Annotated in this window: 21 protein-coding genes; 19 read left to right on the top strand and 2 right to left on the bottom strand. The window is 40.7% G+C overall.

Annotated features, from left to right (window positions below; translation table 11 throughout):
- The first annotated feature begins 57 nt into the window (after window positions 1–57).
- The 5 genes from AC6HZ4_RS06680 (at window position 58) to AC6HZ4_RS06700 (ending at window position 4,081) form a co-directional block, all read left to right on the top strand.
- The gene (locus AC6HZ4_RS06680) at window positions 58–852 is read left to right on the top strand and encodes an ABC transporter permease (protein ID WP_497495621.1); all 795 of its coding nucleotides are present in this window, start codon (window positions 58–60) and stop codon (window positions 850–852) included.
- A gap of 123 nt (window positions 853–975) precedes the next feature.
- On the top strand, window positions 976–1,527 hold the full coding sequence (gene ssuE, locus AC6HZ4_RS06685) for an NADPH-dependent FMN reductase (protein ID WP_497494209.1): 552 nt from the start codon (window positions 976–978) through the stop codon (window positions 1,525–1,527).
- Window positions 1,528–1,570: 43 nt separating this feature from the next.
- Entirely contained in the window at window positions 1,571–2,698 is a 1,128-nt protein-coding gene (ssuD, locus tag AC6HZ4_RS06690; RefSeq protein WP_497494210.1) for an FMNH2-dependent alkanesulfonate monooxygenase, read from the top strand.
- A 264-nt stretch (window positions 2,699–2,962) separates the two neighbouring features.
- A complete protein-coding gene (locus AC6HZ4_RS06695) occupies window positions 2,963–3,193 on the top strand; it encodes a hypothetical protein (RefSeq protein WP_497494211.1) in 231 nt (76 codons plus the stop codon).
- Between the two features lie 150 nt (window positions 3,194–3,343).
- Complete coding sequence (locus tag AC6HZ4_RS06700; protein ID WP_497494212.1) at window positions 3,344–4,081, top strand: thermonuclease family protein; 738 nt, start codon at window positions 3,344–3,346, stop codon at window positions 4,079–4,081.
- 344 nt (window positions 4,082–4,425) lie between these two features.
- On the opposite strand, the gene AC6HZ4_RS06705 is transcribed toward AC6HZ4_RS06700, so the two are convergent.
- The gene (locus AC6HZ4_RS06705; protein ID WP_497494213.1) at window positions 4,426–5,304 is read right to left on the bottom strand and encodes a hypothetical protein; all 879 of its coding nucleotides are present in this window, start codon (window positions 5,302–5,304) and stop codon (window positions 4,426–4,428) included.
- A gap of 519 nt (window positions 5,305–5,823) precedes the next feature.
- Window positions 5,824–6,597: an alpha/beta hydrolase gene (locus AC6HZ4_RS06710; protein ID WP_497494214.1), complete on the bottom strand. Its 774-nt coding sequence runs from the start codon at window positions 6,595–6,597 to the stop codon at window positions 5,824–5,826.
- A 361-nt stretch (window positions 6,598–6,958) separates the two neighbouring features.
- Between AC6HZ4_RS06710 and AC6HZ4_RS06715 the strand changes: the two genes are divergently transcribed.
- The 14 genes from AC6HZ4_RS06715 (at window position 6,959) to AC6HZ4_RS06780 (ending at window position 21,785) form a co-directional block, all read left to right on the top strand.
- The gene (locus tag AC6HZ4_RS06715; RefSeq protein WP_497494215.1) at window positions 6,959–7,684 is read left to right on the top strand and encodes an ABC transporter ATP-binding protein; all 726 of its coding nucleotides are present in this window, start codon (window positions 6,959–6,961) and stop codon (window positions 7,682–7,684) included.
- Window positions 7,681–8,745 (top strand): ABC transporter permease, encoded by a 1,065-nt coding sequence (locus AC6HZ4_RS06720; protein ID WP_497494216.1) that lies wholly within the window; start codon window positions 7,681–7,683, stop codon window positions 8,743–8,745. The genes AC6HZ4_RS06715 and AC6HZ4_RS06720 overlap by 4 nt, the downstream gene beginning before the upstream one ends.
- Before the next feature lie 74 nt (window positions 8,746–8,819).
- Window positions 8,820–9,476 carry a TetR/AcrR family transcriptional regulator gene (locus tag AC6HZ4_RS06725; RefSeq protein WP_497494217.1) on the top strand — a complete coding sequence of 219 codons (657 nt, stop codon included), beginning with the start codon at window positions 8,820–8,822 and terminating at the stop codon, window positions 9,474–9,476.
- A 418-nt stretch (window positions 9,477–9,894) separates the two neighbouring features.
- Window positions 9,895–10,635, top strand: coding sequence for a GTP cyclohydrolase II (locus tag AC6HZ4_RS06730; RefSeq protein WP_497494218.1), 741 nt, complete (start codon window positions 9,895–9,897; stop codon window positions 10,633–10,635).
- A 159-nt stretch (window positions 10,636–10,794) separates the two neighbouring features.
- Window positions 10,795–11,697 (top strand): AEC family transporter, encoded by a 903-nt coding sequence (locus AC6HZ4_RS06735; RefSeq protein ID WP_497494219.1) that lies wholly within the window; start codon window positions 10,795–10,797, stop codon window positions 11,695–11,697.
- A gap of 422 nt (window positions 11,698–12,119) precedes the next feature.
- The gene (locus AC6HZ4_RS06740) at window positions 12,120–14,633 is read left to right on the top strand and encodes a rhamnogalacturonan lyase (protein WP_497495622.1); all 2,514 of its coding nucleotides are present in this window, start codon (window positions 12,120–12,122) and stop codon (window positions 14,631–14,633) included.
- Window positions 14,634–14,774: 141 nt separating this feature from the next.
- Window positions 14,775–15,089 (top strand): L-rhamnose mutarotase, encoded by a 315-nt coding sequence (rhaM, locus tag AC6HZ4_RS06745; RefSeq protein ID WP_497494220.1) that lies wholly within the window; start codon window positions 14,775–14,777, stop codon window positions 15,087–15,089.
- Window positions 15,090–15,462: 373 nt separating this feature from the next.
- A complete protein-coding gene (gene bglB, locus AC6HZ4_RS06750; protein WP_497494221.1) occupies window positions 15,463–16,590 on the top strand; it encodes a beta-galactosidase BglB in 1,128 nt (375 codons plus the stop codon).
- Entirely contained in the window at window positions 16,565–17,218 is a 654-nt protein-coding gene (locus AC6HZ4_RS06755) for a bifunctional 4-hydroxy-2-oxoglutarate aldolase/2-dehydro-3-deoxy-phosphogluconate aldolase (RefSeq protein WP_497494222.1), read from the top strand. Before bglB ends, AC6HZ4_RS06755 begins: the two co-directional genes overlap by 26 nt.
- Window positions 17,215–18,231, top strand: coding sequence for a sugar kinase (locus AC6HZ4_RS06760; RefSeq protein WP_497494223.1), 1,017 nt, complete (start codon window positions 17,215–17,217; stop codon window positions 18,229–18,231). Before AC6HZ4_RS06755 ends, AC6HZ4_RS06760 begins: the two co-directional genes overlap by 4 nt.
- A gap of 15 nt (window positions 18,232–18,246) precedes the next feature.
- Entirely contained in the window at window positions 18,247–19,077 is an 831-nt protein-coding gene (gene kduI / locus AC6HZ4_RS06765; protein ID WP_497494224.1) for a 5-dehydro-4-deoxy-D-glucuronate isomerase, read from the top strand.
- Between the two features lie 42 nt (window positions 19,078–19,119).
- Complete coding sequence (gene kduD / locus AC6HZ4_RS06770) at window positions 19,120–19,902, top strand: 2-dehydro-3-deoxy-D-gluconate 5-dehydrogenase KduD (protein ID WP_497494225.1); 783 nt, start codon at window positions 19,120–19,122, stop codon at window positions 19,900–19,902.
- Between the two features lie 151 nt (window positions 19,903–20,053).
- Complete coding sequence (locus AC6HZ4_RS06775; protein ID WP_497494226.1) at window positions 20,054–20,869, top strand: sugar phosphate isomerase/epimerase family protein; 816 nt, start codon at window positions 20,054–20,056, stop codon at window positions 20,867–20,869.
- Between the two features lie 286 nt (window positions 20,870–21,155).
- Window positions 21,156–21,785: a YesL family protein gene (locus tag AC6HZ4_RS06780; RefSeq protein WP_497494227.1), complete on the top strand. Its 630-nt coding sequence runs from the start codon at window positions 21,156–21,158 to the stop codon at window positions 21,783–21,785.
- Window positions 21,786–21,808 lie beyond the last annotated feature (23 nt).

The raw sequence follows: 21,808 nt of genomic DNA on the forward strand, positions 1-21,808 counted from the left end.
GCATTATCACCCGTTCGGTCCATTGGTAACATTCGAAAGCCTGATAATTCTAAAAAATTGAAGAGTATTTCTTTTAATAGTACCACAAGCGTAATGTTTCGGGGCTTAGTTGTACCAATCGTTGTATTAATAATCTGGCAGCTATCCGTATCAATTTTACATGTGCCAAATACAGTACTGCCAACACCCTTACATATTCTTGCCTCGTTTCAAGAATTAATAGGATCGGGCGAATTGTTTGGACACTTGAAAGTTAGCCTCACTCGTGCTTTGATTGGGTTTCTATTAGGTGCAAGCCTAGGTCTCCTGTTTGGAACAATAACGGGTCTTTCTAATAAAACAGAGCAACTCCTGGATCCGTCCTTGCAAATGCTGCGTACAGTGCCGCACTTAGCATTAGCGCCGTTATTTATTCTCTGGTTTGGCCTAGGGGAATTATCAAAGATATTATTAATCGCGCTTGGAGCATTCTTCCCTCTGTATGTTAATACACTGCTTGGCATACGCGGAGTAGATAAAAAATTATTTGATGTAGCGCGCATTCTGGAATTTAGTCGCTGGCAGCAAGTAACAAAGCTCATTTTACCGGCCTCTCTTCCGAATATCCTGCTTGGGGTTCGGTTGTCACTTGGAGCAGCTTGGCTTGGGCTAGTTGTTTCAGAATTAATGGGAGCCAGCGAAGGGATTGGGTACCTGATTATGGATGCAAGGCAATTTACCCGCACGGAGGTTGTCTTTGTCGGCATCATCATCTTCGCCCTGGGCGGGAAGCTGGCCGATTCATTCGTTCGAGTGTTGGAGTCTAGACTATTAAAATGGCGTGACAGCTACCGTGGAAAGGATGCTACTTGATTATTAATTAGGAAATAACCTGTCATACAATTAAAACCAACTAAATTTATAGATTAAATAAGAATTTAGGCGTGTTCATTCTATTTTGATTACTTTGTTCATATGGGAAAAGGAGAGAGGATAATGTCAAACGTTGTAGTAATTTCCGGGAGCCCTGCTGCAGTCTCCCGTTCATCCGCAATTTCAGCATTCGTGAGGGATGAGCTTGTTACGAAAGGAAATAAAGTAGAGACGATTACGGTGCGCAACCTGCCTCCTGAGGATCTTATTTATGCAAATTTTAATAGTCCGGCCATTGGGCAGGCAAAAGCGTTGGTTGAACAAGCGGATGCAGTTATCATTGTCAGCCCGGTATATAAAGCAAGCTATCCAGGGATTTTAAAAACCTTTTTAGATTTAATTCCAGAAAAAGGATTAACAAATAAAATTGTTCTTCCGATTGCGACAGCAGGTACTATTGCACATCTTGCAGCGCTTGAATATGCATTCAAACCTCTTTTCTCAGTACTGGGGGCACGAGATTTTACTGATGGTGTATATATTGTAGATTCACAAGTCGCGTATACGGAGCAGGAGCTTACATTTGTCGATGCTGAAGTTGAACAAAGGCTCGGGGATGCTATCGCGCAGCTGCAGATACGACTACAACAAAAAGAAGCACAAGCAAGTCGATAAACACTAGATTACTAACCATCTATAATTAGGGAGTGAAGAAGGAATGGAAGTTTTATGGTTTATTCCAACTCATGGGGACAGCCGCTATTTGGGAACGACAAAGGGAGGGCGTGTAGCTGATTTTTCATACTTTCGTCAAGTCGCGCAAGCCGCTGATCGCCTTGGCTATACAGGTGTCTTAATTCCAACAGGGAGATCATGCGAGGATCCATGGACGCTGGCTTCAGCCTTATCAGCTGTTACAGAACGATTGAAATTTCTCATTGCTGTTCGTCCAGGAATTATGTCTCCTGCTGTTGCAGCACGGATGGCATCAACAGTGGATCGCATCTCAAACGGACGGCTTCTCATTAATGTGGTCGCAGGCGGCGATCCAGTTGAATTAGCTGGTGATGGATTATTCCTTGCACATGATGAGCGCTATGAAGTAACCGATGAGTTTCTAACAGTTTGGCGGAACCTGCTAGCGGGGGAAGAGGTTCATTTTAGTGGAAAGCATCTGAATATAGACGGTGGCCAATTGCTCTTCCCGCCTGTCCAACAGCCGCATCCGCCTATTTATTTTGGCGGTTCATCACCGGCAGGGCAAGCTGTTGCGGCTAAGCATACAGATGTGTACCTAACATGGGGAGAGCCGCCTGCACAGGTGGAGCAAAAGATAAAAGAGGTACGCCGCCGGGCCGAGCAAGAAGGAAGAACGGTACGCTTTGGCATTCGCTTGCATGTCATTGTAAGAGAAATGGAAGAAGAAGCTTGGCAAGCTGCTGATCGCTTAATTCAATATGTGGATCAGGATACAATTGCGGCCGCGCAGCGTACGTTGGCTCGCCAAGATTCGGTTGGACAGAAGAGAATGATGCAGCTTCATAAAGGAGGAAGAGAAGTTCTGGAGATTAGTCCCAATCTTTGGGCAGGAGTCGGGCTTGTTCGAGGCGGAGCCGGTACAGCGCTTGTTGGCAACCCGGACCAAGTGGCAGCTAGAATGAGAGAATACGAGGGCTTAGGTATTGATACATTTGTGTTATCGGGCTACCCTCATTTAGAAGAAGCATATCAATTTGCAGAGCTTGTCTTCCCGCTTTTGCCGTTGAAAAACAGAAGCTCAGGGCAAAACAATCAGCCTGTTGGGGAAATGATTGCGAATCAATATGCACCAGAAATAGTAAAGTAGACCTTGAAATACAAGTGTATATGAAAAGGAGGCCGTGCGGAGCGGTCTCTTTTTCTTGCTTTGTATGGAACTATTTTGGACTGGATGGCGAAATCGCAAAGAATATATTATAGCTTTTGAGTCCAAGTTCACGGATTTTTATATTATATTATTAGAATTAAATGAATTTATGCAAAATCCTGCATATAGCAAGTGACGTACGTTATAGAAGTACCCGGCATATATTATAGAAAGAGTAGAAAATTCTACAAGGGGGTGAGAAACATGATGTTCTTACTGGTCAGTTCACTAGTATGGCTTAGCATTATTGGTATTCCTGTCGTCATCATTTGGGGCATTTGGAAAAAATCCGTACTTGCCTTCTTGATTGGAGGCACCCTTTGTCTGTTTCTATCTGTGTTTATGTATATCACAATGAATCCAACGCTACCGTGGCTCATGGGGGCTATATTACTATTTTTCGTTTCAGCTCTTCTTCAAAGAAAGAAAAAATAGAGTGAAATTTCTATTTATCTGTTCAAAACAGGTCCAGTAAAGGGTTGGACGCCTTCTTGCCTATTCTTTTGTCCAGTCTTGAACAAGGCTTATGCTATACTCTAGTTATGTATTCAATACTAGAATAGGAAAGGGAGAAAACATAGATATATGGGGAAACTAAGGGATTGTATCTTATTAAAAAAATACTTAGTTTATATTATACTTATTTCTTATGTTCTTGTTGGGCTAACAGGATGTCAAACAGCTAGAAATACAACGACGGCGACAGTAGATCATGTAATTGACGGTGATACGGTTAAGGTAACAATAGGAAATCAGACAGAAACGATTCGTATGCTGTTGATTGATACGCCGGAGTCTGTCCATCCAACTAAGCCGGTCCAGCCATTTGGGAAAGAAGCAAGCAACTACTTAAAAGAAATGCTGCCAAATGGAACAAAGGTAGAGCTGGAGTATGATGTAGATAAGCGCGATAAGTATGACCGTGTATTAGCGTATATATGGCTTGATGACAAAATGCTAAATGAGGTTTTGGTAGAAAAGGGACTCGCTAGGGTAGCTTATATCTATAAACCGAATACAAAGTATGAAGCAAGGCTTAAAAAGGCGGAGGAAAAAGCGAAGGAGGAAAAGCTAGGGATTTGGTCGATTCCCAATTATGTAACAGATCGAGGATTCAATAGCGATGTTCAGGCTCCTTCGCAGGATCAAGGAAAGTCAGACTCTTCAACGTGTGACCAGCCTCTTATTAAAGGAAATATCAGGAACGATGGCGAAAAAATTTACCATACGCCTGCTAGTCCGCAATATAAGGTGACAAAGGCGGAAGAGATGTTTTGTACAGAAGAGGATGCTGTAAAGGCAGGGTTTAGGAAGGCCGGATAGTATAAAAAGTGGATGGTGAAAATAAAGAAGGACTGGATGGTTCTTTTTTATCACCATCCTTTATTATTTAGAAGAAAGCAGAGGAAAGGCAGTGAAATCTGTTCTTCTCCTTTTTTAAAGGTGCTGTTGATTTTTTCTTCAGTTACGATGCTAAGTTAGTTAAAAAAGGAGCTGCTACGGCAATTTCTTTTTTTTATTAAATGATGGGTACAGATTAGTGAAGCACAAAAAACTAAAACTGCTTAATGGCTCGGTACTTATTTTTCAGGAACACCAAGACATTAAAATAGGCGCTTTAATGTTCAATTCAATATTTCTTTTATATTGAATACAGAGTTTAATTTTCAAGATGGTAAATCATCAGGACCTTTCCATAATCGTTTACTAATCCTATTTCCTATTATAAGTATGATCATATTCATTCCTATGCAAGCAGAGATATCCCACCAAACCAGACTATGCAGTACTCCAATCATTTGAAGAAGTTTATTAATTCCGCCTATGAAAAAAGCAGGTAAGGTAAATTTGAGCCATAGATATTTCCATTTCCGTTTCAAAACGCATACAAAGAAAACACTTGAAAGCATCCCGATAAGGGCTGAAACAAATGTTGTATTATGAGATTGGTTTTCAAACCACCCTATAGAATAATACCTGCTATGAAAAAAGGCAATCGACAGAAACTGCATAGTACAAAACGACCAGAGAATAAAAAATAGGGTTACAGAGTGGCGAAAACCCGTTAACGGAAGCAATATTTGTTTAAACCAAAATTTAGCAATATTGTAGTAGAATATCAAACCAATCGCCGTAAATTCAAGCCTCCACCAGTTATGATGATAAATGCCTAATTTTAAAAATAGCCATTCGGTCCCTACTACAAAACAGGTAATAATAATGATCCATATCCAACGCAAGTGAAACGCGGCTATTAATGTAGCGGATGAAGGCAAGGTAAGTGAATTTGATGCAAGAGCTCCCATGTTGTTGTCATAATACTCATCATTTGAAAGGATCTTGGGAGAATAATCATAGCTTTCAAATAATACATAAATAAAGAATTCAATAGTAAAGCTAAGGCCAACCATATTGAAAAAAAGGAGAAGACACCGTGGGTTTTTTGTTTTGAGGTAGGTGTATATAAGAAGGATAAGACTTATCGTTCCTAATCCTAGATACCATATTGAATGGTCATTCAAAGGTAAAAAAATTCCTTTATTCATGGGAATTCCTCACTTAGTTATGGAAAGTTTTTATCATGACAGGGACTATTATTATGTAGGATATACAAATACTTATTAGTTTAGACATATCTAATCTGCAGCAGTGGAGGATGAGGGACGTGAGGAACTACGCTCTCACGGTAATATTCTAACTAATCCGAAAACGGTTCATTGATGGGGGCATTTCCTCAACAAGGTGGTAAGATTTTATTATAAATCTTAAGAAGCAACGAAAGACCGATTAATTCGGTCTTTTGTTTTGATTAAAAATTAACAATGGAGTTTAACAGAACCTTGTTAAAAGATAGTATAACTTTTTAAGGTATTGTCTAGCTCCAGCATCCAGTCTTCTCGCAGTCAAATAACCCTCGCCACATAAAGCGAAAAAGCGCCTTTAGTGGTAAAGACCACACGGAAACCTTCTGTGAATCGGCTTCGCCTGAACCGTACGTTTTGTGTGCGGATTGTTTGCCTGCCCTTGCTAGGCGGGGTGTCCCAGCTTTTCCTATTTCGTTTTTTCTAAGAAATTGTGAGTGCTTGCTGTATGCTGCTATGTGCTTGAATGAATGCACAGCTTTTTTCAGCAATCAGTTCCTTGTCATAATCCATGGAGGCAACATGATAAGAATTCTGCAAAGTAACAGTCTCCCTTATACGAGAGCTTACGTGCTGAGTGATATAGTCTGTGTTCTCAGGAGGAACAACATGGTCTTCTGTAGATTTAAAGGCTAGTACCGGGCATGTAATATGAGAGAGTTTTTCCCTGGTGTCGTCCATTAACAGCAGCAGCTGTTGAATTGCTGAAATTGGTACTTTCGGGTATGCGATTTCATATACATCCTTATCCTTAATGTCAGGTGCTCCTTCATCTACAAAGCGCGGTTTTTGTTTACCCCGAAATTCTTCAAGTACAGGGATGCTCGTCATAGCTGCATTAATGAGGATAATGCCTGCAATATCCTGATGCTTGCTTGCAAGCTGGGCGGTTAAGGCACCTCCCATAGATTGGCCAATTACGAAAATTTCACGGCAGTGCTGCTGAAGAAGGCGATAGCCTTCTTCCAGGCTTTGAATCCAATCGCTATATAGGCAGCTTTCCATATCTTCATAATGCGTACCGTGCCCTTTTAATCTGACAGCATATACAGTAAAGCCTTGCTTTGCTATGTATTCTCCTAGAAAACGGACGCTCTGAGGCGTTCCTACAAATCCGTGTGAAATTAAAACACCAATATCATTTCCTTTGAAAAAGAATGAGTCTGCTCCATCTAAAATTGGATATTGTGTTGTCATCCTATTCCCTCCTCATAGCTATTTGTTTTCTATTTAGAATAAGTCGTAATTATATTTCTATTCTCTTAATTCATTTGGTGACATTAGTGAATGAATTAACAATTATAATGTAACCTAATACTAAAACAAATTATTCCTATCAGTCAAGTGGGTTTTTGGTGAGTGCAGAAAATTTTTTGCAGCTTTTGGTCTATAGGGATGTTCTTCTAAAGAAGACGATTTACATGTGCTGATCGGCAATTACTCTAAATGCTAATATAAAAAAGTGAGTACTTACTCATTTTTTGTGCTCATTTTTCCTGAACTATTGTATAATGAAAGTGAGTAATCACTCACTTTTAGTTGAAAGGGGGCTTACGATATGAACCCAGCCATTGTAGTCAAAGGAGTAAGCAAAAGCTTTGGAAAAAAAGAAGTATTAAGAAATATCGATTTAACGGTGGGAGAAGGCCAAATATACGGTTTAATTGGTCCTTCTGGTTCAGGTAAGACAACTTTGGTTAAGATGATTGTCGGAATGGACGCACCTGCTTATGGAGACGTAGAAGTATTGCATACGAAGGTTCCGAACTTATCACTTTTACAGGATATTGGATATATGGCGCAATCCGATGCTTTGTATCCAGAATTAACAGGGAAAGAAAATCTAGCTTTCTTTGCTTCGCTTTTTAAATTGAAAAAGGAGGAACAAAAGCAACGGATTGCGTATACAGCAAATTTAGTGGACCTTACTTCTGATTTATCCAAGAAAGTATCAGCGTATTCAGGAGGCATGAAGCGCAGATTGTCACTAGCTATTGCTTTAGTTCAAAATCCGCAAGTTCTCATTTTAGATGAACCGACGGTAGGGATTGACCCTGAGCTGAGGCTATCCATTTGGAATGAGCTCATCCGGCTGAAGAATGAGGAAGGAAAAACCATCCTTGTGACGACTCATGTGATGGATGAGGCAGAAAAATGCGATTGTCTTGCGATGGTGCGAGAGGGGAAAGTGTTGACAAGCGGTTCACCTAGGGAGTTAAAGGAGCTTTACAATGCTGCCAATTTAGAGGAAGTATTTTTAAAGGCGGGAGGTAAGCACAAATGAGAATGATGGCTCTCATCAAACGAATTTGTCAACAAATGCTTCGGGATAAGCGAACGCTCGCATTGCTGTTTCTTGCTCCACTATTGGTGTTATCACTCATGTACTTTCTCTTTAACGGCAATACAGTCAATCCTAAGATAGGTATAGTCAACGTAGATGCTAAGCTTGCGCAAAAGCTTGAGGGTATGGATATTGAAGCAGTGGAGTACAAGGATGTAAAGGATGTACAGCAAACGATTATTGATGATCACTTGGAAGGCTTATTGAAGATAGAAAATGGCAATGCGGCCCTGACGCTTCAAAATACAGATCCTTCAAAAAGCAAGGCATTACAGATAAAAATTCAACAAGCTCTGGCGGCCCAAGCGCAACAAAATCTAGCTGCACAGACCGGGGCTCATGCAGCACTCCCCAAAACAACAGAAATGAAGACACATTATGTGTATGGAAATAAGGACACATCATTTTTCGATGTGTTAAGCCCTATATTGGTCGGATTCTTTGTATTTTTCTTTGTTTTTCTTATCTCAGGAATTGGACTATTACGTGAACGGACAACAGGTACGTTGGAGCGGCTGATGTCAACACCAATTCGAAGAGGAGAAATTGTAGCCGGCTATCTGATTGGTTATGGCTTATTTGCGATTATACAAACGGTGATAGTTGTTTTGTATGCTGTGAATGTGTTAGATATTGTCTTGGCAGGATCTATTTGGAATGTAATTCTGATTAACCTCTTAGTAGCTCTTGTTGCGTTATCCTTAGGAATTTTATTATCTTCCTTTGCAGCTTCAGAGTTTCAAATGATTCAGTTTATCCCGATTGTTGTAGTGCCGCAGGTATTTTTTACAGGCATCTTCCCGTTCGACAGCATGCCTGGATGGCTGCAGGCAATTGCTAAGGCAATGCCGTTGTACTATGCAGGGAATGCTTTAAAGGATGTGATGTACAAGGGGTTAGGCCTTGGTGCTATTAGTGGAAAACTGTTTGCGTTAGCAGTCTTTGCACTTGTTTGTATTGTATTAAATGTATTCGCGTTAAAAAAATATCGTAAGTTATAGAGACAGCAGGCCGCGCGAGCTGTACGTATCTAAATAAAAAAGGATTAGAATGTGCATAGAAAGAAGTGGTTATATTGTCGTCCAAGAACTTAATCGAATCCGCACTCATTCAAATGAGCCTCAAAGAAAAAAGGACCGATAAGCAGCAAAAAATAGTAGAAGCAGCGATTAAAATATTTGCAGAAAAAGGTTATACAGCTACGTCCACGAATGAAATTGCCAAGGCGGCCGGGGTTGCTGAAGGAACGATTTTTCGTCATTTTGGCACGAAGGAAAATTTATTGCTTTCGGTAATTGTTCCATTTTTAATGGAAGCTGCACCGATCGCAGCCGACGAGTTTATTCAAGAGGTAGTAAGCAAACCCTATGACAGCTTTGAAAGCTTTTTAACGGCTATTATCAAAAACCGCTTAGCCTTTCTTGAGGAAAATATAGATATCTTTAAAATTCTAGTGACTGAATTGTTAAATCGAGATGATTTACGTCAATATCTGATGAAAATGTTTGAGCAAAAGGCGCTTCAGCCTTTCAGTGCTGTTCTCGATATGTATAAACAACGGGGGGAGCTGCTCGATCTTCCGAATGCGGCTCTTTTGCGCATGATGGGAACGAGTATATTTGGATATTGCGTATCTCGCTTTGCATTTTTCCCAAATATCAAGTGGAATGATGGAGCAGAAGTAGAAAATATGGTTCGGTTTATATTAAATGGCATTGGGGCAGCAAAATAATATAGAGCCTTTAGTTTAGCTAGTAAGACCTTTATCTGCATGGTAAAGGTTCTTTTTTACTTTAATATAAATTTCCAGCTAGAAGCTAATTCAACGCAGCAGGAAACTTTAGGAATAAGGTATAAGGGCGGCTGCGCCTCTGTCTTCGCTTAAAGGCTCACCAATCGGGGAGTTTTAATTGATATGCTTTGCTTATAAATATAAAATAGATGAGGACTGCCCAGTTAGGGAAGGGATAATGAAGGAGTTATATATTCTTTAACTTTAAGGAATATTACAGATAATACGAAGCAAGTAGAAATTCCGTTATTTGACGTATGCTTATTACAAATATAAAATAACTTACATAAAATAATCAACTATCCGGATAGTACAAGGCAGCTCGTGCTGTTAAACAGAATCCACGGGAGGTACATACATGACGATTACAGCAAACATCGTTCATATGCTAGAAGATAAAATTCAAATCATTCATCGTAACGAAGGAGCAATCTATTTAGTTGGTCCTGTAAAATTACCGGTTAATTTATATGGGGAAACGAAGACGTTTCAGTGGTACTGCTGGCTGAATTGCAATGAAGTAACAGATAGAATAGAACGGATTATTGAGAAGCTATCATCTGTAGACTTAGCAGAAATGCAGCAGTCCAGCGTGCTTGTATACGGTGACTTTGCAAACGCGGACGATGCACTTATTCGCATGCACAGTATTTGTCATACTGGGGATATCTTTGGCAGCAAACGCTGCGACTGCGGCTTTCAATTAAAGCAGTCGATGAAGATGATTACAGAGCACGGTACAGGCGCCCTTTTTTACCTGGCAAATCATGAAGGCCGCGGCATTGGTCTATTTAGTAAAGCGATGGCGTACGTTTTGCAGGAAAAAGGCCTAGATACAGTAGAGGCCAATCTAAGCCTTGGCTTTGTGGATGATGCCCGTAACTATGATGATGCAATTGAAGTGTTGAAGACATTAAGATCCAAGCCGGTAACCCTTATTACAAATAATCCGAAAAAGCTGCAGGCACTGCAAAACGCAGGATTAAATGTATCAGATCGAGAGCCGCTATGGGGAGATGTTTCTGAGTTTAATGAAAAGTATCTTCAAACAAAAATTAAGCGCTCTGGTCATTTGAGAGGAGACTCTATACAAGAATAAGCATGAGTTTCACATGAAACTCATGCCTGCTGCCATTAAAATATAGTAGGACTTTCCTCACATCGTTATGTTAAAATTATAATAGTTTAATAGAGATTCTGCTAGAGTATTAGCAGAATCTTTTAATAACTGAACTTTTTGACAACGAAGGTGAGGATAATGGAATTTCTTGAAGTGCTTTTGCCGATCTTTGGGATTTTTGTGCTCGGTTATATTGGAGAGAAAAAAATCGGCTTTGACACGAAGACAATTTCTGCGATGTCTATGTATTTAATGTCGCCTGTACTTGTATTCCGTACCTTTTACAAAACGACATTTACGGTAGAGTACTTGTATATGACATTGTATCTTGTGGTTCTTTGCTTTATTTTAATTTTCATTGTCTATGCCGTTTCCGCCATGCGCAACTATTCAAGATCTGAAACATGCGGTATGATTTTGGCATCGGTCTTTATGAACAATGGTAATTATGGTACGCCTGTAATTTTACTTTTATTTGGGGCAACAGGACTTGATTATGGAATTATTTTAATGGTCATTCAATCACTTGTGATGTGCACGGTCGGTGTGTATTACGCGGCAAAAGGCAGCCCGGATGGAGATGGGGTTCGTTCCGCTCTTCGTGCCGTCCGGCGCATGCCGATGGTTTACGGTGCCATGCTCGGATTTTTATTCCAAATGCTGCACGTTCCTCTTAGTGGATCCGTTCGCGAGGCGATTGATTTAGTCGCAAATGCGGCTATTCCAACTATTATGATTGTGTTAGGTATGCAGCTCGCAAAAATATCAATCAGAAATCTGGCTAAGGAAAAAATTTCTTTTTCTCTTATGATTAAGCTGGCGATTTCACCTGTCATCGCTTACGGTTTAACGATGCTGTTTCCTATGGAGGGAATGGTGAAGCAAATTATGGTGATTATCGCCGCTATGCCAACAGCTGCTAATACAACGATGTATGCTATCCAATTCGATACTGAGCCCGAGTTCGTCTCAAGTGCGACACTCGTAAGTACATCATTAAGTTTGGCTACCTTGCCGATTATTTTTACGCTTGTTTTATAAAAACGATCCCATGCTTTTTTATGACAAGAGAGCGAGCCGACAAACGGTTCGCTTTTTTATTTCCGTAGAAATAAGTCTGTTTTTTTAACAAAAATAACTGATTTTTTAATTTAGAATTCAGAATAATCAAATTATAATGTAGAAGAATTTCTCCTCTTAGTCCGCCTCTTTTTGAAAGGGTTTTCATTAAGGGGAGTATTACGAGCAGAGAGGCGGTGCAGCGGGTCTTCATACTAAGGGCAAACAATGGTTGTTGTGATTCGGCAGCATGATAAAACTAGTAAAACAGATAAGGATATCTTTTTTAAAAATGATGATGCTGTAAAACAGCTATAAAGACTGCTAAGGAAGGTGACCGGAACGTGAATCAGAAGAAATCTTCATTCGTTAACAAGGCACTCACTGTAGCTTTAACGGTGCCGATGCTTTTTACGGGTATCGATAACGCAACTGCTGCTAATGTCCAGAAGGAGAATTTGGCAGGTAAGGGGGCAGGTGTGCAGCTAGAATACCTTGACAGAGGTTTGACTGCGGCACCTACATCTGAAGGTGTGTTTCTTAGCTGGAGACTTTTAGCCAATGAGGTGACAGGCTATTCTAGCAAAGGCTTAACCGGCGCCAATTTTAATGTGTATCGCGATGGCAAAAAAATTGCAACGGTGGAAGATAGCACAAATTACTTAGATAAAGAGGGAAATGCTACATCTAAATACTATGTGAGCGCCGTAGCGAATGGAAAAGAAGTTGACCAAAGCGCAACTGTTACCCCGTGGGGAAAGCAATATTATGATTTGAAGCTGAAAAAACCGGCAGACGGTGTAACACCTGCGGGAGAAACGTACACGTATTCTGCTAACGATATGAGCGTTGGCGATGTAGACGGTGATGGTCAATATGAGTACTTCGTGAAATGGGATCCATCCAATTCTAAGGATGTTTCTATCAAAGGATATACCGGTAATGTATACATTGACTGTTACAAACTTGACGGAACACTTCTCTATCGGATAGACCTGGGCGTTAATATTCGAGCAGGTGCCCATTATACGCAATTTATGGTATATGACTTTGATGGAGACGGAAAAGCTGAAATGATGTTCAAAACAGCCCCTGGTACAAAGGTGATCAAGTTCGATAACGAAGGAAATGTGGTATCTGAAAAATACATCACAATGCCGCAGGAGGACATTCAAGCGGGTTATAGTAATGAGGATGATTACCGCATGAGTGCGAGCGATTATTATGAGCATGTAGTGAACATGTTTATGGGCTGGGACAAGCATGAGGAGGTTGTAAACGGGCATTGGCCAAAAACTCTTGAGGAATGCTTTGGAATCGAAAAGAAATATAACTATCCGCTCTCAAGAAAAGATGCTGAAAGCTTAGCAGATTACTTTATTGATGTATACGCTCCGAGCAGAAGCAGCAAAAATGAGCTTAGAAAATTTGAAGGCTTTATTGTGGACGGGCCTGAATATTTGACGGTATTTAATGGAGCAGATGGTGCGGAATTGGAAACCATCCATTATAAAACACAGCGTCATGACGATGGTCTTATGTGGGGAGATTATGCAATGCCAAGAATTGAGCCGGCAAATCGAGTGGATCGTTTCCTTGCTGGTGTTGCATACCTTGACGGAGAAAAGCCTTATGCCGTATTTGCACGCGGCTATTATACGCGTTCTACGCTTGTTTCCTACAGCTGGGACGGCAGCCATTTGAAGGAGCATTGGTATGCAGACAGCGGATGGACGCCTATGAGCAATCCATTTAATGATAGTCCTCATGGCAGATCAAGAACTGATCCAGAGTATGGATCTATGACAACGCAAGGTGCCCATTCTCTCAGCGTAGCGGACGTGGACGGTGATGGACGTCAGGAAATTGTATACGGAGGAGCTACAATCGATCATGATGGCAGCCTATTGTACAGTTCGATGGATGTATTGCCTCCGCAAAGTGCGTCGCCAGGCACGGTAGCTAGATTAGGACACGGTGATGCGCTCCATGTTACAGATATTGATCCAGATAGACCGGGCTTAGAAACCTTCATGGTTCACGAAGGTGCTACAGGTGCTCCATATGGTTACTCCTTGCGTGATTCTAAAACAGGAAACGTACTGTATGGAGGCTATACGGGCAAGGATACTGGACGAGGCATGGTAGGAGATATCGATCCTTCTCGTAAAGGATTAGAAACATGGGCAGTCGGTACGTGGACAGCCGCTGGTGAAAAGTTAAGTACAGCATCGCCAGGCACGAATATGAATATTAAGTGGTCAGCGGATATGACTACACAAATCGTAAACGGTGCACAAGAAGCTACACCAACCATTGAGGATTGGAAGAAGGGCTGTTTGCTTACAGCTGAAGATACAAGAACAAATAACGGTACAAAGGGCAATCCTTCCTTAGTTGCCGATGTATTGGGAGACTGGAGAGAGGAGCTCCTTGTAAGAACAGCGGACAGCTCTGCGATTCGTATGTATCTCAGCACAGAGGTAACAGACCGCAAGCTTTATACACTAATGCAAGACCCGCAATACCGGGCAGAGGTAGCAAGACAAAACACAGCCTACAACCAGCCTTCCTACACAAGCTTCTATTTTGCATCTGATACGGATTGGTCGAAGGTCCCAACGCCAAGCTTCTGGACACCGGGCGTTATGTCTGTATTAGAGAATTTAATGAATGATTATAAAGAAGCTGGTGAATTAACGGGTCCGATCGTGCCGCAATTAACGAATAGCTATAATCAGGCAAAGCATCAGCTTGAAAAAGGATCCGTACAAAATGCTATTAAGTTTATGGAGCAATATTTGTCTCATATCAACCAAGAAAAGAATCCAGCGAATATAGTCTCAGACCGAGCGAAACAAAACTTATCCCATCATGCTCAGCTGCTGATAGAGATGTGGAAGGCAGGAAAGAACTAATAGCCATTGAAACAATTCGAGTATGAAAAAAGTGCAAGCATGTAGACGGCCGCCTTGAAATAGCAGGCAGCTTTTTGTACCGCTTTAGGAAAGCATAACTAGACTGCAAGGTTAATAAATAAACGTGGGGAGAAATCTAGCATGATTCGAAAAGCGACAGTAATGAAGGTATTTGAAGGATTCCATGATGAGTATAAAAGACGTCATGATGAGCTATGGCCGGAAATGGAAAGAGAATTAAAGAATCATGGAGCACATCATTATTCCATATTTTTGGATGAAAAAACGAGTACCTTATTTGCCTATGTCGAAATTGAGAGTGAAGAAAAATGGAATGCCATGTCTCAAACAGAGATTTGCCAAAAATGGTGGCTTTATATGAAGGATATTATGGAAACGAATCCTGATAATAGCCCTGTTGCAGCTGAATTGAAGCAAGTATTTTATTTAGAATAATAGGATTCAGTGGGATGTAAAAATAAATTAGAAAAAGAAAGAGACGTCTCAATATAAGACTGCCATGATTTAGTTGGCGGTCTTTTTCATTATAGAATTCAATTCTTGAACAGGCCATATGAATGCAAGGTAAACTCGAATCACTGTTTTTTGAACAATGATTGCTGTTTTTTATATTAAAAAAGCTCTGAAAGGTTATTAAAATTGATGTATAACCTTCTATAAACAAAATTGCAAAGAAATTTCCATAAAGAAGCAACCAAACGATGAATGGTCCATTTACCATTTTTTCTGCTAGACTTCATTTTATTTTTAAAGCGCTATCATTTTCCTGGCAAGCTGTTTATTTATTCCCTAAAAGGAGTGTTATCAAATGCAAAGACAAGAAATCGAACAAAAGATTGAGCTATTAATTGATAATCTAGTTAACTTGAAGGATCCAGAAGGAAAATATGCAATTCCTCTTGCTGACGGACGCAAAATAGATAATAAAAGCTTTAACTATTGGGAATGGACAGCAGGGGTAGGCCTTTATGGGATGATGAAATACTACAAGGTTACAAGAAATGAGGAAGTATTAAATATTATTATAAATTGGTTTGATGAGCAATTTAAATTGCCGCCCGTTGAAAAAAATGTTAATACGATGGTTCAGATGATAACGCTTGCATATCTGTATGAAGAAACAAAAAACCCGACGTATTTACCATATTTGGAAACGTGGGGGGACTGGTTGTACCATGATATGGCGAGAACGAAAGACGGCGGTATTCAACACGTTGTTTTTGGATCGGAAAATTATCAGCAACTGTGGGACGATACATTAATGATGAGTGTGTTGCCTTTAGCGAAAATTGGCCTGTTGCTGAATAAGCCTGAGTACATTGAGGAAGCAAAAAAGCAGTTCTTGGTACACATTAAGTATTTATTTGATAAGAAAACAGGACTCTGGTTCCACGGCTGGAGTTTTGAGGGAAATCATAACTTTGCTGAAGCATTATGGGGACGTGGAAATTCTTGGATAACAATTGCAATTCCAGAATTTTTAGATTTGATAGACTTACCAACAAATGATGCAGTTCATCACATTTTAATCGATACGTTAGACAGACAATTAGAAGCTTTAGAGAAATGCCAAAACGAAAATGGTCTATGGCATACGTTATTGTTAGACCCGACATCATATGTGGAAGCATCTTGTACAGCAGGCTTCGCGTTCGGCACATTAAAGGCAATTCGCAAAGGCTACGTGGATCAGAAGTATTTGGATATGGGGTTAAAGGCAGTTCAAGCAGTAATTGAAAATATTGATGATAAAGGGGCACTCCAGCACGTATCAGCAGGTACGGCAATGGGGGAATCACTCGAGTTTTATAAAAAGATTCCTGTAACGCCTATGCCGTATGGACAATCCATGGCTATCCTTTGTTTAGTAGAGTATCTAGATCACAATATTTCCCTTCCTGGAGGCAAGAATGAAGAAGCTAGATGTGTTAACTAAAATATCTGAGTGTGGAGTAGTTGCTGTCGTAAGAGCAGATACAAAGGAAGAGGCAGTCCGTATTTCTGAGGCTTGTGTAAAGGGAGGTATTTTAGGGATTGAGGTTACCTTTACAATCCAGCACGCAGAGGCAGTAATCAAGGAATTGGCATCCTTTTATGCAGCTAATCCTAATGTAGTAATTGGAGCCGGAACTGTTCTTGATCATGCTACGGCACGAATTGCCATTTTAGCCGGTGCACAATTTATTGTAAGTCCATGCTTTGATGCGGAAACTGCCAAGCTATGTAATCTATACCAAATTCCTTACATGCCAGGCTGCATGACAATTACAGAAATGAAACAAGCATTAGAGCACGGTGCGGATATTATAAAATTGTTCCCTGGAAATGCATTTGGTCCTGAGTTTGTGAAAGCTGTAAAAGCCCCGCTTCCACAGGTGAACATCATGCCGACTGGCGGAGTGAACTTGGATAATGTAGGACAGTGGATCGAAAATGGCTGCGTAGCTGTTGGCGTAGGCGGTAATCTAGTTGCCTCGGCGAAAACAGGAAATTACGAAAAAATTACAGAAATGGCAGGGGCATATATTCAAAAAGTAAAAGAAGCGAGATGGGTGAGCGTATGAAGAAGATTGTTACGCTTGGAGAAATCATGCTTCGTCTTTCCACCCATACAGGGGAGCGTCTTTCACGAACGAATCATCTTACCATGCATTATGGAGGCGCCGAAGCAAACGTAAGTGTGTCCCTTTCCCATTTTGGTTACGATGTCTATTTTGTTAGTAAAGTGCCAAGCAATCCTTTAGGAGCTGCAGCGGAGCGCCACTTGAAATCTCATGGAGTGCGTACTGATTACCTGTTAAAGGGCGGAGAAAGACTGGGAACCTATTATCTAGAAGCAGGTATAGGTGAAAGAAGTGCACAGGTTACATATGACCGAAAATACTCGAGCTTTTCTAGACTCACAGTGGAAGAACTAGATTTAGGGGAGATTTTCGAGAATGCAGCACTCTTTCATGTTTCCGGCATTACACTTGCTTTGTCCCCCTGCTTAAGAGGGTTGACCTTACTTGCCCTGCAAAAGGCGAAGGATTGTGGGCTTCAAACGAGCTTAGATTTTAATTATCGTGCATCGCTTTGGAGTCAAACAGAAGCTTCAGCAGCCATCAAACCGCTATTGCCCTATGTAGATATTTGCTTTTGCGGGGAATTGGATGCCATTTATTTACTTGGTATTCCAAAGGCCGATCATTCTTTAACTCGTACAGAACAACTCGAATACTATTACGGAAAAATTAAAGAGATGTATCCAAATATCCGCTATATGAGCTCTACCTTCCGAACAGTACAGTCTGCATCTGATAATATACTGCAAGGGAATCTGTATGCGGGTGGAGAGCTGTATCAGTCGAAGGAGCATCATATCTATCCTATTGTTGACCGTGTTGGCGGAGGGGATGCATTTGCGGCTGGTGTGCTGCACGGTCTGCTGTCCGGAACATTGCCGCTAGAGCAAGTGATTTCCTTTGCAACCGCAGCATCTGCTTTAAAGCATACTGTGCATGGGGATTGCAATGTTTTTTCGGAGGAGGAAATCCTTCGGTTCGTGGAAGCTGGTTCAGGGAAAATTATGCGATAACAAGGGGGAAACAAAATGGAAACTCGTTATGCACATCATCCAGAGGATATTAAAAAATACACAACAGAAGAACTCAGAAAACATTTTTTAGTAGAAACGCTATTTGAAGCAGATCAAGTGCATCTAACATACACGCATGTGGACCGGATGATTTTCGGAGGGGTTACACCGGCGAAGGAAGAATTAACGATTAAGCTGGACAAGGAGTTAGGGGTTAATTATTTCTTGGAGCGTCGTGAAATGGGTGTTATCAACGTTGGCGGGGACGGCGTTATTACCCTCGATGGCATTGAGTATGATATGCAGCGCCGTGATGGTTTATATGTTGGGAAGGGGGTTAAGGAGGTTTTATTCCGTTCAAAGGATGCTGGCAATCCGGCTAAATTCTATATTAACTCCACACCAGCTCACCACGCATATCCAACGGTGAAAATTGATATTAATCAAATTGATCCGCTTCAGGCCGGAGCACCTGGCACATTAAATGAACGGAAAATTTATCAATATGTTCATCCAAATGTTTGTGAAAGCTGTCAGCTGCAAATGGGGTTAACAATGCTTTCACCGGGCAGTGTTTGGAATACAATGCCTTGCCATACACATGAACGCCGTATGGAAGTGTATCTATACTTTGATATGGAGCCGGAAACTCGTGTGTTCCATTTTATGGGTAAGCCGGAGGAAACGAGACATTTGGTTATGAGCAATGAACAAGCTGCCATTTCGCCAAGCTGGTCGATCCACACAGGTACTGCAACGAGTAACTATACGTTTATTTGGGGAATGTGCGGAGAAAACATCACCTATGACGATATGGATCATGTAAAAATGAGTGAACTGAAATAAGCAAACGATAGAAGTTAAAAAAACGAGGGGGAGGGAGCAGTCATGACGAATGAGCTAAGTGCATTTTCAATGAATTTCTTTCAATTAGAGGGAAAGGTTGCTATTGTAACAGGCGGCAATACAGGATTAGGACAAGGCTATGCGGTAGCGCTTGCTAAAGCGGGAGCTGATCTTTTTATCGTAACACATGGCACAAATTGGGAAGAAACAAGAGAGTTAATTGAAAAGGAAGGCCGCAGGGTACAATTTTTCCAAGCTGACTTGACTGATAGAAAAGCAATAAAGGAAATCGTTGCGGAATGTGTAAGGGTATACGGAAAAATTGATATTTTAGTAAATAACGCAGGTACAATTCGCCGTACGCCATTACTGGAGTATAAGGAAGAAGACTGGGATGCTGTGATGAATCTCAACTTAAACTCTGTGTATTTTTTAAGCCAGGAGGCTGCCAAGGTAATGGTAGAGCAAAGAAGCGGAAAAATCATTAATATTGCCTCTATGCTCACTTTTCAGGGCGGTAAATTTGTACCGCCATATACAGCCAGCAAGCATGGGGTGGCTGGTGTTACAAAAGCATTTGCGAATGAGCTTGCGGAATATAACGTGCAAATCAATGCAATTGCACCGGGATATGTAGCAACCGCAAACACTGCTCCAATCCGTGCAGATGAAAAGCGCAATGCAGAAATTTTGTCACGTATCCCTGCTGGGCGCTGGGCCGCTCCAGCGGATTTGATGGGGGCCGTTGTTTTCCTGGCGAGCAGCGCGTCTGATTATGTGAACGGACATATTTTAGCAGTTGATGGCGGCTGGTTAGCTAGATAATACTTATGTAACTTTAGGTAAGGGGAACACTCGATAAGCCGTATCACGCAAAGAGGTGATACGGTTTATTTGTATACACAGAACGTTGTAGTGAATCGAATCGAGGAAGGGATAAGTGGTATATATGAATATTGGCATAAGAGCGCATGATATGAAAAAACTTCCGCTAGAAGAATTGGTACAAGAAATCTCAAATAAGGGGCTGACCTCTGTACAGCTGGCTTTAAGTAAATCCTTTGATTTCGATACAGGTCTAGGGAGCTTAAATCCAGGGATGGCATATCAAATTGGGAATGCCTTTCGCAGCCATAATATTCAAATTGCCGTGCTCGGCTGCTATATTAATATGATTCATCCGGATCAAGGCGAGAGAAGGAAAGCATTAGAGCGATTTAAAGAGCATATCAGATATGCAAGGGATTTTGGCTGCAGCATTGTCGGGACTGAAACTGGGAATGTGAATGCAGACATTGTCTATACGGTAGAGAACTTCAAAGAAGAACCATTTCAGCAGGTTGTAAGCAGTGTACGGGAGCTTGTAGAAGAAGCAGAAAAATTTGGCGTAATTGTAGGGATTGAAGGGGGAGTGAATCATCCAATTTATTCGCAAAAAGTAATGAAAAGGCTTTTAGATACGGTACATTCCAACAACCTTCAGGTTATTTTTGACCCGGTTAATTTCTTGACAATAGAAAATTACATGAAACAGGAGCAGATCTTTTCTGAGGCAATCGAATTGTTTGGAGATCGGATAGCCATCCTGCATGCAAAGGATTTTATAGTAGAGGATAATCAGTTAAAGCCAACAGCGGTTGGGAAAGGTCTATTAGACTATGATTTAGTCATGCAGCTTATAAAGCCTAGAAAGCCATTTATAAATATTTTGATGGAGGAAACTACAGAGCCTTTTATAGAGGAAAGTATGGCGTTTTTGAAGTATAAGTACAATGGTGTTCTCCATCAGTAAACAAAAATTTAGTCGGAAATGGGAGGATTTTCCCTATCTAATTGTCTTAACATAATTAACTGCCCGTGACATCACTGTTTTTTAAACAGTGATGTCTGTTTTTTTGCTTTAGAATATGTAAGCAATTTTCTACAATTATAATATTAGAAGCGCTTTCAAAAGCGTCTCTTTAACTATTTACTGGAATTGTTCACCTAGTTTAACTTTTATTCTGGAAATGATAGAATACAAATCAAATAGGGAATGATTAAAACATTGTCAGTTCATGAGAGGAGGTTGGAGAATAATGGTACAATTTGTTACAAACGGATTATACCGTTTTTGTGAATGGGTTATGCGCCTGGCTTATTTAAATGTATTGTGGATTTCTTTTTCTCTTGTTGGCCTAGTCGTCTTCGGTATTATGCCGGCCACTGCTGCTACCTTTTCAGTGACTCGCAAATGGGTAACAGGGAACACGGACATTCCGATTTTTCAAACCTTTTGGAAAACCTATAAGAAAGAATTTTTGAAAATAAATGTACTGGGATGCATTTTGTCTATCATTGCTGCTGTTTTTTACTTGGATTTTGTGATATTCGGTTTATTCCATGAGCAAATGTCCATAATGAAGCTTATTTTTACGAGTTTATTATTGGTGTATGGAGTTATTGTATTACTAATTTTCCCAGTGTATGTTCACTACAATATTCCTTTATTTCACACATTCAAATACGCACTGATTATTGGGTTTTCCCGACCTTTACACACACTTGGGATGATCGCTGGAGCTTTAGGTATCACCTATCTGATTTTGTTGCATGTTACATTCGTCGTATTCTTTAGCGGAAGCGTTTTCTGTTTAATCGTAACATGGTTTGCGGTCAAGGCCTTTCATAGTATTGATCACAGCTACACAAAGAGACAAACAATCTAGATCAAATAGAAGCTTACAAATGC

Source organism: Ectobacillus sp. OTK, from assembly GCF_059698935.1.